15 protein-coding genes are annotated in these 14,681 nt (G+C 52.7%); 6 read left to right on the forward strand and 9 right to left on the reverse strand.

Translation table 11 applies throughout. The features are described 5' to 3' along the window. Positions 1 to 10 precede the first annotated feature (10 nt). The 3 genes from VCU37_RS08175 to VCU37_RS08185 are packed head-to-tail and all read left to right on the forward strand — an operon-like array spanning position 11 to position 3,788. On the forward strand, positions 11 to 784 hold the full coding sequence (locus tag VCU37_RS08175) for a fumarylacetoacetate hydrolase family protein (protein WP_336250156.1): 774 nt from the start codon (positions 11 to 13) through the stop codon (positions 782 to 784). Positions 785 to 825: 41 nt separating this feature from the next. Further along, the gene (locus VCU37_RS08180) at positions 826 to 2,346 is read left to right on the forward strand and encodes a Re/Si-specific NAD(P)(+) transhydrogenase subunit alpha (RefSeq protein ID WP_336250157.1); all 1,521 of its coding nucleotides are present in this window, start codon (positions 826 to 828) and stop codon (positions 2,344 to 2,346) included. 2 nt (positions 2,347 to 2,348) lie between these two features. Then, positions 2,349 to 3,788, forward strand: a complete 1,440-nt coding sequence (locus tag VCU37_RS08185; RefSeq protein ID WP_336250158.1) for an NAD(P)(+) transhydrogenase (Re/Si-specific) subunit beta — start codon at positions 2,349 to 2,351, stop codon at positions 3,786 to 3,788. A gap of 135 nt (positions 3,789 to 3,923) precedes the next feature. Here VCU37_RS08185 and VCU37_RS08190 read toward each other — a convergent pair whose 3' ends face one another. The 6 genes from VCU37_RS08190 to VCU37_RS08215 all read right to left on the reverse strand — a co-directional run bounded on the left by VCU37_RS08190 (position 3,924) and on the right by VCU37_RS08215 (position 9,702). Continuing rightward, the gene (locus VCU37_RS08190; protein WP_336250159.1) at positions 3,924 to 4,259 is read right to left on the reverse strand and encodes a hypothetical protein; all 336 of its coding nucleotides are present in this window, start codon (positions 4,257 to 4,259) and stop codon (positions 3,924 to 3,926) included. Between the two features lie 176 nt (positions 4,260 to 4,435). After that, a complete protein-coding gene (locus VCU37_RS08195) occupies positions 4,436 to 4,912 on the reverse strand; it encodes a hypothetical protein (protein WP_336250160.1) in 477 nt (158 codons plus the stop codon). Positions 4,913 to 5,087: 175 nt separating this feature from the next. After that, the gene (locus tag VCU37_RS08200) at positions 5,088 to 6,377 is read right to left on the reverse strand and encodes a hypothetical protein (RefSeq protein ID WP_336250161.1); all 1,290 of its coding nucleotides are present in this window, start codon (positions 6,375 to 6,377) and stop codon (positions 5,088 to 5,090) included. A gap of 13 nt (positions 6,378 to 6,390) precedes the next feature. Further along, positions 6,391 to 7,728 (reverse strand): hypothetical protein, encoded by a 1,338-nt coding sequence (locus VCU37_RS08205; protein ID WP_336250162.1) that lies wholly within the window; start codon positions 7,726 to 7,728, stop codon positions 6,391 to 6,393. A gap of 8 nt (positions 7,729 to 7,736) precedes the next feature. Continuing rightward, positions 7,737 to 9,086, reverse strand: coding sequence for a hypothetical protein (locus VCU37_RS08210; protein WP_336250163.1), 1,350 nt, complete (start codon positions 9,084 to 9,086; stop codon positions 7,737 to 7,739). A gap of 97 nt (positions 9,087 to 9,183) precedes the next feature. Further along, complete coding sequence (locus VCU37_RS08215; protein ID WP_336250164.1) at positions 9,184 to 9,702, reverse strand: GNAT family N-acetyltransferase; 519 nt, start codon at positions 9,700 to 9,702, stop codon at positions 9,184 to 9,186. Positions 9,703 to 9,828: 126 nt separating this feature from the next. Between VCU37_RS08215 and VCU37_RS08220 the strand changes: the two genes are divergently transcribed. Next, positions 9,829 to 10,737 (forward strand): aminotransferase class IV, encoded by a 909-nt coding sequence (locus VCU37_RS08220; RefSeq protein ID WP_336250165.1) that lies wholly within the window; start codon positions 9,829 to 9,831, stop codon positions 10,735 to 10,737. Between the two features lie 183 nt (positions 10,738 to 10,920). Here the strand turns inward: VCU37_RS08220 and VCU37_RS08225 are convergent, their stop codons facing one another. From VCU37_RS08225 to VCU37_RS08235, 3 genes are all read right to left on the reverse strand, one after another. Then, on the reverse strand, positions 10,921 to 11,376 hold the full coding sequence (locus VCU37_RS08225) for an NUDIX hydrolase (protein ID WP_336250166.1): 456 nt from the start codon (positions 11,374 to 11,376) through the stop codon (positions 10,921 to 10,923). Positions 11,377 to 11,443: 67 nt separating this feature from the next. After that, positions 11,444 to 12,370 (reverse strand): Gfo/Idh/MocA family protein, encoded by a 927-nt coding sequence (locus VCU37_RS08230; protein ID WP_336250167.1) that lies wholly within the window; start codon positions 12,368 to 12,370, stop codon positions 11,444 to 11,446. A gap of 12 nt (positions 12,371 to 12,382) precedes the next feature. Continuing rightward, the gene (locus VCU37_RS08235) at positions 12,383 to 13,327 is read right to left on the reverse strand and encodes a sigma-70 family RNA polymerase sigma factor (RefSeq protein ID WP_336250168.1); all 945 of its coding nucleotides are present in this window, start codon (positions 13,325 to 13,327) and stop codon (positions 12,383 to 12,385) included. A 165-nt stretch (positions 13,328 to 13,492) separates the two neighbouring features. On the opposite strand from VCU37_RS08235, the gene VCU37_RS08240 reads away from it, so the two are divergent. Together VCU37_RS08240 and VCU37_RS08245 are read left to right on the forward strand one after the other, a co-directional pair. After that, on the forward strand, positions 13,493 to 14,131 hold the full coding sequence (locus tag VCU37_RS08240; protein WP_336250169.1) for a phage holin family protein: 639 nt from the start codon (positions 13,493 to 13,495) through the stop codon (positions 14,129 to 14,131). An 8-nt stretch (positions 14,132 to 14,139) separates the two neighbouring features. Continuing rightward, on the forward strand, positions 14,140 to 14,565 hold the full coding sequence (locus tag VCU37_RS08245; RefSeq protein WP_336250170.1) for a DUF4235 domain-containing protein: 426 nt from the start codon (positions 14,140 to 14,142) through the stop codon (positions 14,563 to 14,565). Positions 14,566 to 14,681: the final 116 nt, after the last annotated feature.

The following is a 14,681-nucleotide window of genomic DNA, read 5'->3' on the forward strand; positions in this document are numbered from 1 at the left end:
GCTCGACTCCATGCGCTTTGCTCGTGTTGCCCGCCCACAGTCAACCCCGGCCTATGTCAGCATGCATCATGATGGTCAGCATGTCTTGATGCTTGATGGCCACCCCTTAAATGAAGCCCTGCCCAATGGCCAAGCCGCTCCCCTTGACCAGGTGCAATTACTCTCCCCTGTTACGCCAACCAAAGTCTTGGCTGTCGCAAAGAACTATGTGGATCATGCCAAGGAGTTTGACGGCACAATTCCTGACCAGCCCATTGTTTTCGATAAGTTGAGTACCAGTGTCATTGGCCCTGATGCAGCCATCATGGTACCTGAGTGGGCAGGCCAAGTGGACTACGAAGGGGAACTCGCCGTCGTCATCGGTGCAATCGCCAAAGATGTTCGCCCCGAACACGCTCATGCGGTTATCTGGGGATACACCATTGGGAATGACGTCACAGCTAGAGCCCTTCAACGCACTGACGGTCAATGGACTCGGGCCAAAGGGATGGATACCTTCTGTCCCTTAGGACCCTGGATTGATACTTCTTTTGAACCGAGAGATCATAGGTTGACAACTATTGTTAATGGAGAGATTCGTCAGCAAGCTGCACTAGCTGACATGATCTTCGATGTGCCTACATTGATTTCATATATTTCACGATTTGCCACACTCCTCCCTGGTGATGTCATTATGACCGGAACACCTGGGGGTGTTGGTTCGTTACGAGACGGTGATTCAATTACGATCAGCATTGACGCATTAGGTGAGTTGACGAACACGGTCAAACTCGTTACTGCTTAGCCATCTGCCAATTATTAATAGCCCCTACGAAAGGACAACCTGTGCGAATCGGAATACCACGGGAGGCCGATACCGGCCAAACCCTGGTGGCCGGCACCCCTGCATCGGTAACCAAGTTAATCAAACTCGGTTATGACGTTGTAGTGGAGCAAGGCGCCGGGGACATTGCCGATTTCCCTGACCATCAGTACGAAGCTGCTGGCGCCACCATCGGAAGTGCAGACGATGTCTGGTCGTCGGACATTGTGACCGCACTGGACCGGCCTGCGCCAGACCGCCTTGATGCGATGCACGATGATGCGGTGCTCATTGCCCGTCTGAATGTACGTCTTGATGAATCCATCGTGCCTGAACTCCATGACCGGAAGCTGGTCGGGTTGAGCATGGACGCGGTGCCGCGTATTAGTCGCGCTCAGAGTATGGACGTCCTTTCGTCCATGGCCAATGTTGCTGGGTACCGTGCGGTAGTAGAAGCCGCAAGCGCCTTTGGTCGCCTGTTTACCGGTCAGGTGACGGCGGCAGGGAAGATGCCACCAGCCCATATTTATGTGATCGGTGCTGGGGTTGCAGGCCTATCTGCCATTGGTACGGCCAATGCGATGGGGGCAGTGGTTAAGGCCACTGACGTACGCCCTGAGGTTGCCGAACAGATCGAAAGCATGGGCGCCGAGTTTGTGGCCCTCCCTACGGCTCAAGAAAAGTCGTCTGACGGGTATGCCAAGGCGTTGGATGAGGACCAAGAAAAGGTCGCCCAAGAGCTGTATGCCTCGGTTGCTAAGGATTCTGACATCGTCATTACCACGGCACAGATTCCTGGACGGCCCGCACCGTTATTGTTGACGGCTGAAGCAGTCGAAGCCATGAAGCCTGGCAGCGTCATTGTGGATATGGCCGGTGGTAACTGTGAGCTCACCAAACCTGGTGAACAGTTTGTCACCGATAACGGGGTCACCATTATCGGGTACACAGATCTTGCCGGACGCTTACCAGCTCAAGCATCACAGCTCTACGCGCAGAACCTCGTTCACCTACTGACGTTGATGACGCCAGAAAAGGACGGGGAACTGGCCTTTGACTTGGATGATGACGTCGTCCGTGGGATTACCCTCACCAAGGGTGACGATATTTTGTGGCCACCGCCTCCTATCCAGGTGTCGGCAGCACCCAGTGTCCCCACAACGAGCGAACCAACGGTGGTTGTTGAAGAGCATCACGGTGTGGCGTGGAGCACCATTGGGCTTGTAGTTGGGTTTATCATCGCACTGGCCATCATCTTTGCCAGCCCCACGATGATGTTGACGAATTATGTTGTTTTGGCCCTTGCGGTGGTGCTTGGGTTCTACGTCATCGGGAATGTGACACCCACATTGCACACACCACTGATGAGTTTCACGAATGCGTTGTCCGGCATCGTGGTTACGGGTGCCATTACGCAGTTGGCAACAAGTGAAACGACGTTGCCAAAGATCATTGCCTGGATAGCCATTGTGGTTGCCAGCTTCAACGTCATCGGTGGGTTTGCTGTAACCGACCGCATGCTGGACATGTTTAAGAAGGACTAACGATGACGTCGCTTTATCCTGTAATTGCTTCTAGTCCAACACTGGCTCGTGTGAGCCTGGCCGCAGCGATCATTGCGATCCTGTGTTTCTTGAAATCCCTTGCGGATATGAACCACCCCGCTACCGCTCGCCGCGGTAACTGGTGGGGTATGGGTGGTATGGCCATTGCTATCTTGGCCGCCTTTGCCCATGCCATTGACCAAGGTGGAACCGTTACAACCATTGGGTTGGCGTTCTTAGCCATTCTCTTAGGTGGTGGGGTTGGTATTTTCGTCAGCCGTGCTGTTGAGATGACCCGGATGCCCCAGATGGTCGGTATTTTGAACGGCTTTGGCGGGTTGGCTTCACTCATGGTTGCCATCGTTGCTCTCAGCACCTTTGACCTGAGTGTTGAAGAAACCATCAACTATCAGATGGCCACGATCGCTGCGGGTGCCTTTATCGGGTCGGTGACCTTTACAGGGTCAATGGCCGCAGCAAGCAAACTAGAGGGTCTCATCAAGAGCACCCCGATCCTGCTGCCCTATCGCAACTGGTTAAACCTGGGCGCCTTAGCCCTCATCTTTGTGATGTCCTGGGTAATGATTGCGAATGGCCCCGGTCGTTTAGCAACGAGCGTTGCGTTTGTTGTGCTGATTATTACCGCACTCGCATTGGGTATCCATTCGGTTATCGCCATCGGTGGCGGCGATATGCCAGTCGTCATTGCCGTATTGAACTCATACTCTGGGTGGGCTGGCACCGCGAGCGGGTTCGTCTTAAATGACCCGTTGCTGATTGTGGCTGGCACGATTGTTGGTTCATCCGGCTTGTTCTTGTCCAACGTGATGTGTAAGGCGATGAACCGCTCCTTAGCCAATGTGATGCTTGGTGGTTTTGGGGCGGAAGACAGCAGCGGTGCCGTTGAGGTAACAGGTACGCACACCGAAGTTACCGCAGTTGAAGCTGCCGAAGCCTTAAAGAACGCAAATGAAGTCATTATTGCGCCCGGCTATGGGATGGCCGTTGCCCAGGCACAGTATCCCGTAGCTGAGTTGACTCGAAAGCTGCGTGATGCCGGGGTGAATGTCCGGTTTGCTATTCACCCGGTGGCTGGTCGTCTTCCTGGCCATATGAATGTGTTGTTGGCCGAAGCCAAGGTGCCCTATGACATCGTGCTCGATATGGACGAGATCAATGATGATTTCCCCGATACCGATGTGGTACTGGTTATTGGTGCAAATGACACGGTGAACCCTTCTGCTGAGGAACCGGGCACCCCCATTTCGGGTATGCCGGTGCTGAAGGTGTGGGAAGCCGGTCAGGTCATTATCTTTAAGCGTTCAATGAACCCAGGGTATTCCGGTGTTCAGAACCCCTTATTCTTCAAGGAGAATACGGACATGCTCTTTGGTGATGCCAAAGAACGCGTTGAAGACATTATTGCGGTACTGAACCAATAGGTATTGGTATATGGCACAAGCCGGCCCCGGAATAATCCGGGGCCGGCTTGCTGTCTAGTGGATCTCAGATGATCCCTCGCGCTGTTTGGTTTGGTAGTCCTTCCCAAAGCTACCGAATACCAAAACAAAAACTAGTTAGTCGTCATCATCGACGTCGTCACGGTCATACCGATCATCGTCCACGTCATCACGGTCATACCGATCATCGTCCACATCGTCACGGTCATACCGATCATCGTCCACGTCATCACGGTCATACCGATCATCATCGACGTCATCACGGTCATACCGATCATCATCGTATGGATCGTCCCATTCATCACCGTCCCAAACCAGGTGTGGTTGTCCGGCAGGTTTTGGTGGAATGGGCTTCGCAGTTGAGTTGTGGAGGGGTGCGGCAAACACTGCAGAGGGCAGTACCAGTAGCGCAGCCGTCAGCAATGCAAGCTGTGTCTTAGTAGTGTGTTTCATCGTACTCATCTCCTTTCGTTGGTGTACCAATGCGGTACAACCCAACAACTAGGGGTATTCATCGCACATATCAGAAATATAAAGCCTCCCTTTACCACTATTACCGTTTCTAAGGGAGGCTTTATCTGCTATTGAAGATTCAATGAAGACCCATTCAATGTGTCGACACGGCTTGATTACGCCTCATTCAGGCTGGGCATGGTGCTTGATGGTTGTTCCCCGTCGTTACGGGGAGGAACTTCCCGTTCTGAACGTTCACCACCACGCTGAACATCGTCGCCTGGCCGCTGTTGTGGTGCTGCGTCATCACGGCCACGGTGAGGGCGTCGAGGGTCTTCCCTGCGACCATCCTGCGCTCCAGCGCTATGGCGACCACAATGCCGCCCTGCCTTATCACGTGCCCCTCGGGGCCCGTTGTGGCCATCATGGGCTGGGCCACGGCGTTCCGGGCGAGACGGTGCACGCTCAGTTGACGGCTCTTCGCGGTCGCCTGATAGAGACGGCGGTGAAGATAGATCAGTCTCTTGCACCGGTGCACTGATCGATGAAGGTGATGTCAGGGTTGTATCTTCTTGAGCCGCTGCCCATGCGATACCGGGAATAGCCATCAACGCTGTTGCGGCGACAGCAAGATAAATGCGGTTGTATTTCATTCTGATTCTCCTTCGTGAAGTACCTGTGTTGGTACGAGAACCAGTACTAGGTGCTGGTAGGTAGCGAGGAACCACTATTGGTCAAGCGTTTAAACCGATATACCGATTCCACGCCCAGTTTTACTATTTGGGGTTATGGGGTTGGTGCACGGTGGGTATTGATGAGAGCTAGTGATTACGCTCCAAGCGGAGGTTGGGCGCGTAACCATGTGATGAAGGCCTGGGGGTCAGTTACGTTGAACACGTCCAAAAACCGATCGAGATAGTTTTCGGTCAGCAGTGGAATCTTGACAAGAACCGTTGGGTTCGCATCGGTGCGGTCATACACCGCACCAATCCATGTTTCAGGATCGTTCTTGTATTTACCTACCGCAATGATCTGGTCGCCGGCAAATACCACCCGAGCATTGATATGTCCGAGCGTTTCATCGAAGTAGTCACGAAGCGTCCAATGTTCAGACATAGCACCGGTTTCACGGTTGTAAGACCGGAGTGCACCATCTTCATGCACAACCCAGAGTGTGGTCGTGTCAACCGCGAGTTGGAGGGGAGCGAAGCCGGGATTATCGGTGAGGGCACGGTAGGGATGGGGATCACGTACTGCACCTTCTTTCATCGTCCAGATCCAAAGCCCCATTTCTCCTGGTTGGTCGTCGGCAAGGGTCGAATCGATGGGCTGAAATAGTGCAAAACTGCCGTTGCCGTCCCCTAGGCACTGTGTAAATGGCCTTGGCACGATGGCCTGTGGGGTCTCGCGCTCAATAGCCACAAAGGATTCACTGGGATAGTCGTAGGTATATTCGTCTACAAGTGGAGGCTCATTCAATACGCCACCATTTCGGTTATCAAAGCGCCATAGTTGTCCATCACAGGATGTGATGGTGCCTTTCATTGACTCAGCAGGTTTGCTTGTTGCCATGCCATCGGTAATAAGGAAATGATGTGGTGTGAGCGTTAAATGCCGTGGCACACTCCGAACAAGTACTGCGGAACCATCGTCTTGGATCTGGCTAACCACGCCGCTCCAGTCGGTGGGGAACCCTGGAATTGAGGTTAATCCACCGTTAAAGAAGATATTGCTATTACCATCACTATCTGCGAATAATGCCAACCGATGATTAGGTGATAATGACACACTTGATCCAAAAATCGGATTAACAAGATAGCGGTAGGTTTGCCCTGTGTTATCTAATATAATGACAGGTATTTTGCAGTCTTTAAATGAACAAGTCTCCAAGAATGAATAGTCGCTTTTACTGTTCACATCTGCATCATTCTTGGGATAAAATAAAGCAACGATATCTCGACGATCTTGGGCTTGTGGACGATTCCGATCGTCACCCCCATAACGCAAAGTCAGCGGTATGATAATAGCAAGTATTAATGCCAGAATACCCAGCAGTGTCAATCCTGCTTTCCAATTACCGCGTGATCGTCCAGGATGGGCTATCTTGCTATTACTCATAAATCCTTTTTCACTACTCGTGATTGTAGGTTGGTTGTGACACTAACCATTGCTGAACGATATCCTCATCACCAATCTCAATCGATTTAATATTAAATGATGGATAGCTTTCATCAAAGAGTGGGACAGTTGTTATTGGCCCTAACTGTTTAGATTCATACGTATAGGAGGTAGCCAACCATTTGCGATGAGATTGGTCAGGACCAAAGATAAATACCTTATCCTCTTGAACCGTTAGTACTGAAGAATCCTTATGCAATGGATTAGCACCATCTGAGGTGTGAGATGAAAATACGTCAATCTGCTCTTGATTTCCTGTTCTACGGTCAATAATCAATAGTTCCTTGTCTGCAGTGTTAATAATAATACGTGATGGGAATATACGGATGCCACCGATGTCTCGCGCCCCAATCATGTAGCGCTCTTCATCTGGCGAATACCCACCATCTTCGCGCCATGTACGAACCCGTAAGGTGTCCAGGTCCATAACTGCAACATCAAAGGTATGTGTTCCATCATGACGGCAAAAGCGATAGTCGTTATCGACGTTGTCACTAAATGCATCATAACGACCTAGGGATTCGAACGTATTGCGGTCTTGATTGAAAACCCACTCATTCGCTTGGTGCAGCTCACCGCGTTCATCGACACGCTGGCCAAAATAATAGAGGTCATGATCGCAGGCGATGAGTTCGTGGTGAGGAATGGTCGTTCCGTATAAGGAAATAAGCAGTGATTGTGGCTGACTCCCACCCCATATATCGAGTTGCCAAACACGGTCAACATCGAAAGGACCGTGTTCAGACAGGGGGCTCTGGAGTAGATTTACCATTCGGGAATTATAGATTATCCCACTATCATCAATTTCTTGAATAGAAAGATTTTCTTCTATCCTATCATTGGTAAAACGAGTAATCTCTCCTTGAGAATATCGAATAAGATTATTATTATCGTTTGTAAGTAAATATTGCCTATTTGGCGATAAAGTAGCAAACCGATTACTTGCCGTCTCACCAACAAACTGATTAATTTTTTTATCTTGAGTTAGAATTGTAATATAGCTTTTACACTGCTCAAAGAAACATTTGCTATAGTCCTCTCCACCAAGAGCATTCAGAGTTAACCCGGGATCCGTTGACGGGACAACCACCATTGCGATGGGGTCCTGGTGAGCAGTGACCTTGTCGGTGATGGGTTGTTGCCGGGGAGTATCCTCGTGCCCACTATCAGACGGGGCAACGTTCAATGATTCCACCACCCAAAAGATGGCGCCTGCAGTAAGAATGAGAAGAAGGACGAGACCAGCAACCACAGCCAGTCCGATCATCGTAGTCCGAGATGATTGTGCCAATCCCCCTCCTATCTGGTGGCCTCTGGCTGGGAAGCCAGCCACGTCCGAAGGGATGAACCATCAGCTACGTACCAGTCCTTCAATCGAATCGTGTTGTACGTTTCAGTGAAGAACGGAAGCGCCTTAGTTGGCTGTTGGACTGATGTTTCGTAATTCACTTCAGCACCGATCCAATTGGCTTCGTCATTGCGTGATTGGCCGATGATGAGCAGTGATGGCCCGTCCAGCACCATAATCGGTGGTTGGGAAGCAAAGGGAGACTGCCCGCCAAAGAGGTCATCGAGGGTTGTTTGGGTAAGAACGGTTTGAGTGGTTTGGTCAAAGACCGCGAGCCGGTCGGTATGGTCAACGAGGAGGGTCCGATGCGCTGATGTGTCAACCAATCGGATCGCATCTAGGGCAACGGGATAGGCTCGGTTACTGTTGCGGTACCCCTCAGTGGGTGACCAGGTCCAGAAGGCTATTTCTTGGGCATGATTTTCCACCACGAGTGTTTGTGATCCATCACCTAGACCGTTACATTGCCGTCCCTTAGGGATGATGGGCGGTAGCGGCATTGGTTCATGATTGAACATGGTGAGGGTGTGCGATTCCGTATCTAACTCACCACTAAATTGTGGGGTGAATTGGTCAGAATAGAAATCTAAATCACCAAAATAGAAATACCGACCATCACAAATAAACATCGAGCCGAGGTAGTCCGTTTGTAGCGTTCTTGGGGAGGCGTGACCGTAGGTCTCAAGAGTGGAATGAAAGGGAACTGTTCGGCTGGGTTGAAAACGATCTGGTGAAGTCGTGATTGAAATATAGTTTCCGGTGTTATCTATTGATGTAGGCCGAGCGATCGCATTGGTTGTCGTTAATCTTGCCTCCTCAAGATACCCGCCGCTATAGACCAGCATCTCTTTCATTCCCGTAAACAAGGCATGGTACCGGTTACCAGATACCACGATGGCGCTGGTCCACGACGGGTGAATCCGGTGCCGATAGGTCTTGCCGCCTTCACTAATCACGACAGCACTTACCGCACAATCAGCAAAGTGGCAGGGTTTCTTTAGCCCATCGAGGTTGAGGCTATCGAGATCATGCTGAGGCAATGTGGCAATGATCACCCGATCGCCCTCAGTAACGCGATCACCGATTGGCCCTGACGCTCCTGGCGGGAGAACAGGCCCGGTGTTATCGGGTGGCGGTGTTAGCGAAGATGGCGCCACCGTTGGTTCAGGACGGTCATGCGCTGCGGTGATAACGCTCACACCAATCCACGCCAGTAGTGCTATCACGGCACCAATAAGCAGCATGATCACGCTAGCCGCAATAATCAACCACTTGCGTGTATTGATGTGCTGGGAATCCATAGATGGGTATCAGTATCTATGAGCCGAATCGCTCAATGCAAATACGGTCTTGCACCCTCAGATCGTCAGACCGGCCAGTGACGGCGTTCAGGTGCCCCTAGCTCACTTCACCCTTCAATGCTTCAAGCATGACCGAGTCATGCCATTGCTCATCAGGGCCACGCTGACTCATGCGCATCAACCCGACTTGGCGGAACCCTACACTCTTCCAGGCGGCAATCGCCGTTTCGTTTCGGGCATCCGGGTCAACAACAATGCGGTGATGGCCACGGTCATAAAACAGGTGGCGGCAGAGTGTACGGATAACGTCGGCCCCATGCCCTTTACCTCGATAGGACGCATCGAGGAATACATCCATACCGGCATGTTTAAAGTCGGGGCTGAGTTCTTCAAAATACTGGGCAGACCCAATGACTGGTCCGGGCTTATCGTTAATGAGGGGCCGGATAACGTACACCCCGAGGTCAGGATCGGTGAATTCTTCAGCAACGCGATCACGATCCCATTGCCCCCACCACTGCGCAATCTGTGGTTCAGCAAGAATGGCGGTGATGGCATCGACGTCTGCCTCTGTCATCAGTGTTAAGACAACTTGCGATCCATGCAGTTGTGTCATACGGTCACCACACATTATTGGCTCCTTAGTAGCCAGAGGCGTCAGTCTTGTGGGTGACCTAGTCTAAGGCGTGAACAGGCCGGTATGGCATAAACATGGTTGAGTGATCTGAGGAAGGTAAACGCGATGAGTCTGCCGAGAATGAGCAAAGTGTGGATGGACGGTGAGTTTGTCGATGTTGAAGCCGCCTCTGTCAGTGTCATGAGCCCAACCTTGCATGCAGGCTGGGGAGTCTATGAAGACTTGAGTGCACGACCCACCAATAGAGGGATAGCCGTCTTCCAGCACCGTGCCCACCAGGTCAACCTTGGCAATAGCGCAAAGGTGCTCGATATCCCGCTTTCGTACACCGTTGATGAGCTCATGCATGGGGTTCGTGACCTGTGCCGCCGCAATAGTGTGCGCAATGCCTTTGTCCGCATTCTTGTCTATATGGCCGGTGATTCATTGTTCTACGGTCGGAGTTCAGGTCCCGTCCACACCGCGATTTGTGCATGGGATCGTCGCCCCTTTTTCAGTGAAGAGGTGGTGACCAATGGCATCCGGCTCGGCACATCAAGTTGGCGTGCCATCGGCAGTGACTCGATGCCAGCAAGTGCACAAATTGTTGGTGCGGGCACCACAAAGATGCTGGCGCTCCGAGAGGCTAACCGCTCCGGTTGTGATGAAGCGATCATCGTCGATGCCCACAACCAGATCGTAAGCGCAACGAGCCATTCCATCGCCATGGTTCGTGATGGTGAGTTGATTCTGGCAGATAACGCCGACCCCGGTGTTATTGATGACACGCTGCTCGAATTGGCACGGCATCTAGATATTCCCGCACGGGTGCAGGCGATACGCCCTGACCACCTCTACACCGCCGATGAAGTGTTCTGTGCATCAGTAACCAGTGGCATTGTGGGCGTGCGCGGGGTAGATGCACGTAATCTCACGGCGTGGGGTCCGGTCACGCGAAATATCGCTGGGCTGTTTCAGTCCATTACCTCAGGCGTTGAACCACGCTTTGATCACATGCTCGATTTTGTGGGCTAGTCGATCTGAATGGTGGGTACAGTTCAGACTTCAGTGACATGGTTCATGTAATCAAGCGATGAGGCACACTTCGCTCAACTCATTTTCATACGAAGGCACCAGGATGGTTCATGCTTGAAGGTTGCGATTCAATGAGTGCAATCGCCCCTGCATACGCCGGACCTATCCCACGACGTGAGTAGATCAACCGGTTTCGTTTATTTCCTGTGCAGTCATAAATGCCGCAAGCACGTTGCGGTCGCCTTGGTAGGAGGTGCGCGTGATCGCCTGGTCAATGGGTACCCACACCAACACATCAACCTCATCGTTGGGTACAAAATCGGGGATATGGGTCGCTTCTAAGGCGTAAAACACCACGGTTTTGGTGACTTCACCCCCATCGGGGCCAGGCACAGGATAGGTCACGTCATCGATCCACTCACCGAGGGTGCCCGTGATACCCGTTTCTTCCTCAACTTCACGCACGGCGGTTTGTGCGAAGCACTCACCGGGGTCGCATTTGCCCTTCGGGAGGCTCCAATCGTCGTAGCGGGGGCGGTGAACGAGCACCACGTATCCATCGGATTCACGCCAAACCACCGCACCCGCGGCATCCACACCGTAGTGTTCTGGTGTACGGTTCTTACTGCTTGAACTCATCAATCTCACCAATCTGCTGGCCAACCGGGCACCCAAGGGCAACCCGAACCCTTTGGTCGCAAGCGGGTTAGGCACTCGCCCCAATCCAGTCAAGCACGTGAGCGGTTGCCACCGCATCATCTACATCAAGTGGCGCACGCACCCCACGCGTTGTTTGTTCAAAGGTGTCTATAAGCGTTTCCCAGGGGTCAGCCCGCCACGACCCAATCAACTCACCATCACGCAGAATTGAGGCTTGCAAGGTTGCGGTAGCAGAAAATGGTTCGGGCACGGTTAAGGTGCCTTTGGTACCAATGACTTCTAGCGTTGAATAGTCACAAGCATCAAGGCTCGCATGCAAGGTTGCTGTCCGCCTGCCAGGGAATCCCAGCACGGCGGTTGTTGTTGAATCCGCACCGGTGGCATAGTGCCGTGATACGGCTCGAACCGTGTCAGGTTCGGCCCCCATCACCCACCGCACTAGGCTAATCAAGTCCGCACCCAGTTGGAGTAACGCCCCATTACTTACGGAGATCTCCTCACTGTCAGTTGGTTTGCTCAACGTGGCGTTCACGATGCGCACCTCCCCAACCCCGCCTCCTGCAATGAGGTCAAGGAGTGCAGTCGTGCGCGGGTGGAACCGTACCGGCAAGGCTTCCATCAGCACCAAGTCACCCGCCGCAGCGGCTGCCGTTGCCATGCGTGCCGCCTCATCCGCGTCCGCACCCAGGGGTTTCGCACACAAGACATGTTTGCCGTGCGAAAGTGCTTCCTCTACCCAATTCCCACGATCTGACGGGTCAAGCCCTATCCACACCGCATCGACATCACGAGATTCAAGGACATCCATGAAATCGGCACGCGCACGGCGAACCCCTTGGGTTGCGGCAAAGCTCTGGGCCTGTGTCAACACAGGAGCCGCAACAACGGCGAGATCATGCCCAACGCTTCGCAACGCTGGTGCGACGTGGTCACGAGCTGTTTCGCCAATTCCGATTATTCCCCAACGTAACACCAGTCACCTCTTCTAAGAAACGCCGTCACTCAAGCTGCGACCACGCGAGGGGTGACGCAACTTAGACAAGGCACGAGCTTCTAATTGTCGGATACGCTCACGCGTCAAATTGAAGTGGGTACCCACATCATCCAAGGTTCGGATAACCCCATCTTTGAGGCCAAACCGAAGTTCAAGGATCAAGCGTTCTCGTTCGGGCAGACCGGCCACCACATCAAGCAATTCACGGCGTTCAAACCCTTTTGCGGCTTGTTCCATCGGGTCATCGGCTGAGGTATCTTCAATGAAATCTCCCAGCTCGGCATCACCTTCATCCCCTACCGGGGTTTCAAGGCTGGTGGGGGTTCGCGCGTAGGTGAGTAATTCTTCAATCACATCACCTTCATCCCCAAGTTCTTCGCTCAGTTCTTCAATCGTTGGTTCACGGCCAAGCTGTTCAGCCAAATCACGTTGCACACTCAACGCCCGACGTACCCGTTCCATCATGTGCACTGGAAGGCGAATCGTACGACCTTTATCGGCCACCCCCCGCCCTACGGCTTGGCGAATCCACCACGTTGCATAGGTGGAGAACTTATATCCACGGCGATAGTCAAACTTTTCGACGGCGCGGAGCAACCCTAAGTTGCCTTCTTGAATGAGGTCTAAGAGCTGGAGTCCTTGCCCCTGGTAGCGTTTGGCCACACTGACCACAAGGCGTAAGTTTGCCTGCACAAGACGATCTTTTGCACGACGCCCATCTTGGGCAATGCGGCGCAACTGAGCACGACGGGTTGGTGACAAGGCCCCAGCACTTGGCACATCGAGCAGTCGCTCAGCTTCTAAACCAGCTTCGTAGCGCTTGGAAAGATCAACTTCCTCTTCCGCTGTTAAGAGGGCGGTACGAGCCATCTCACGCAAGTACAGCTGTACGTGATCATGCAATGGCATGTCTTCAGCCTGACTAAACATGGTCATGTCTCCTCCTCTCGAACCAAAATCTTCGGGTCCAACGGTATTAGGTCCCGGCCCCGAACGCTCAAACTCCCTTGAAACTGGGGAATACTTTTAACTGGAGTAGCCAATTAGGTGCTCGAAGAACTACGCTGACCGTAATAACTGACTGATAGGGAAAGGATGCATATGGCAGATCGACCAGGCAACAGCCGCTTCGCGCCATTTGCTCGGTTAGTGGGCCATCGCCCCGAACAGGGTGCTAAATCAGCGGCCCTCAATGTTTACGATGAGGCAAAAGCGCTCGTACGTGCTGAAATTGCGCTCGCCAAAGCCGAGCTCACCGCTATCGCACAAGACAAAGCGATCGGTGCCGCTGCATTTATCTTTGCGGCCCTCGTGGCCTTTTTTGGTGTCCACGCACTGCTCTTTTTCATTGGTGCGGTTCTCGCCTTGTGGCTTCCCGTTTGGGCGGCGGCGGGCATTATCACCCTCGTACTATTTGTCATTGCCTTGATAGCTGCATTCATTGGGTACCGTCAGATGAAGATTGACGCCGACCCAGCCAATACCAGGCGCCAATTCGAGCGTTCCACTGAATCGGCCCAACGTGCGGTTGATTCAATGAAACGCAACTATCGTGCTGGTACGAGAGAAGCAGCACACACCGTCTCAACGTCTGTGCAAGAAGCAATTCCTGAGAACGTGAAGAACAAAGTACCCGAACCGATCAAGAAAGTACCGGAGAACGTCAAGCGTGTCGTCATGTCACGGATGCAGCGTGCCCGTACTACCCAGTCCGCACCACCACGGCGGCAACTGCCCTAGGAGCTTCGATGACCGATTTTAATCGCACGCCAGCCCTCGCGGTTGGCCCGAAGGCAAAAGCGTTACAACCTTATGTGCAAGCGGTTGATGACCAACGCGACCGTCTGATACAGAGTATTGCTGAGTTTGATAAGGAATCCCGTCAAGAGGTGTTGTACCGCATGGAGCGTTTGGCTTGGAATGTGTTTTCTGGTGTAGCGGCTGGGGCTGCAGGTATTGCCGCGTCACTCCTGTTAAAAAAACTATGGGGTGATGCGTTTAACCGTGGGGTTCCACCAGAAGATCCTTCAGACCCTAACGCCGACTGGGTTGACGCAGTGGGTTGGACCGTGATTACCGGTGTCGGGGTTGGTGTGGCAACCCTTGTCGCCCGTCGTGGTGCAGCTAAAGGTTGGAAGAAGCTAACTGGATCAAACCCCATTCCATACCAATAAACCACCTTTGCCCATCACCCCCACAGTGGGGTGTGCGGCATGGGGAAAGAAGCCTCATCCTGGTATTGACCGGCCAATGATCTTGCCGGTCAATACCTATTTGGGCCAGCGAGCTT

Origin of the sequence: Stomatohabitans albus, from assembly GCF_036336025.1 — a bacterium.
In the GTDB taxonomy this organism is placed as follows: Bacteria; Actinomycetota; Nitriliruptoria; order Euzebyales; family Euzebyaceae; genus Stomatohabitans; species Stomatohabitans albus.

Bases quoted from the DNA above. Each gene is read 5' to 3' on its own strand.
- VCU37_RS08235 (WP_336250168.1), bottom strand. From the start codon at position 13,327: ATGACCATGTTTAGTCAGGCTGAAGACATGCCATTGCATGATCACGTA.
- VCU37_RS08190 (WP_336250159.1), bottom strand. From the start codon at position 4,259: ATGAAACACACTACTAAGACACAGCTTGCATTGCTGACGGCTGCGCTA.
- VCU37_RS08215 (WP_336250164.1), bottom strand. From the start codon at position 9,702: ATGACACAACTGCATGGATCGCAAGTTGTCTTAACACTGATGACAGAG.
- VCU37_RS08185 (WP_336250158.1), top strand. From the start codon at position 2,349: ATGACGTCGCTTTATCCTGTAATTGCTTCTAGTCCAACACTGGCTCGT.
- VCU37_RS08195 (WP_336250160.1), bottom strand. From the start codon at position 4,912: ATGAAATACAACCGCATTTATCTTGCTGTCGCCGCAACAGCGTTGATG.
- VCU37_RS08175 (WP_336250156.1), top strand. From the start codon at position 11: ATGCGCTTTGCTCGTGTTGCCCGCCCACAGTCAACCCCGGCCTATGTC.
- VCU37_RS08225 (WP_336250166.1), bottom strand. From the start codon at position 11,376: ATGAGTTCAAGCAGTAAGAACCGTACACCAGAACACTACGGTGTGGAT.
- VCU37_RS08200 (WP_336250161.1), bottom strand. From the start codon at position 6,377: ATGAGTAATAGCAAGATAGCCCATCCTGGACGATCACGCGGTAATTGG.
- VCU37_RS08220 (WP_336250165.1), top strand. From the start codon at position 9,829: ATGAGTCTGCCGAGAATGAGCAAAGTGTGGATGGACGGTGAGTTTGTC.
- VCU37_RS08245 (WP_336250170.1), top strand. From the start codon at position 14,140: ATGACCGATTTTAATCGCACGCCAGCCCTCGCGGTTGGCCCGAAGGCA.
- VCU37_RS08240 (WP_336250169.1), top strand. From the start codon at position 13,493: ATGGCAGATCGACCAGGCAACAGCCGCTTCGCGCCATTTGCTCGGTTA.
- VCU37_RS08210 (WP_336250163.1), bottom strand. From the start codon at position 9,086: ATGGATTCCCAGCACATCAATACACGCAAGTGGTTGATTATTGCGGCT.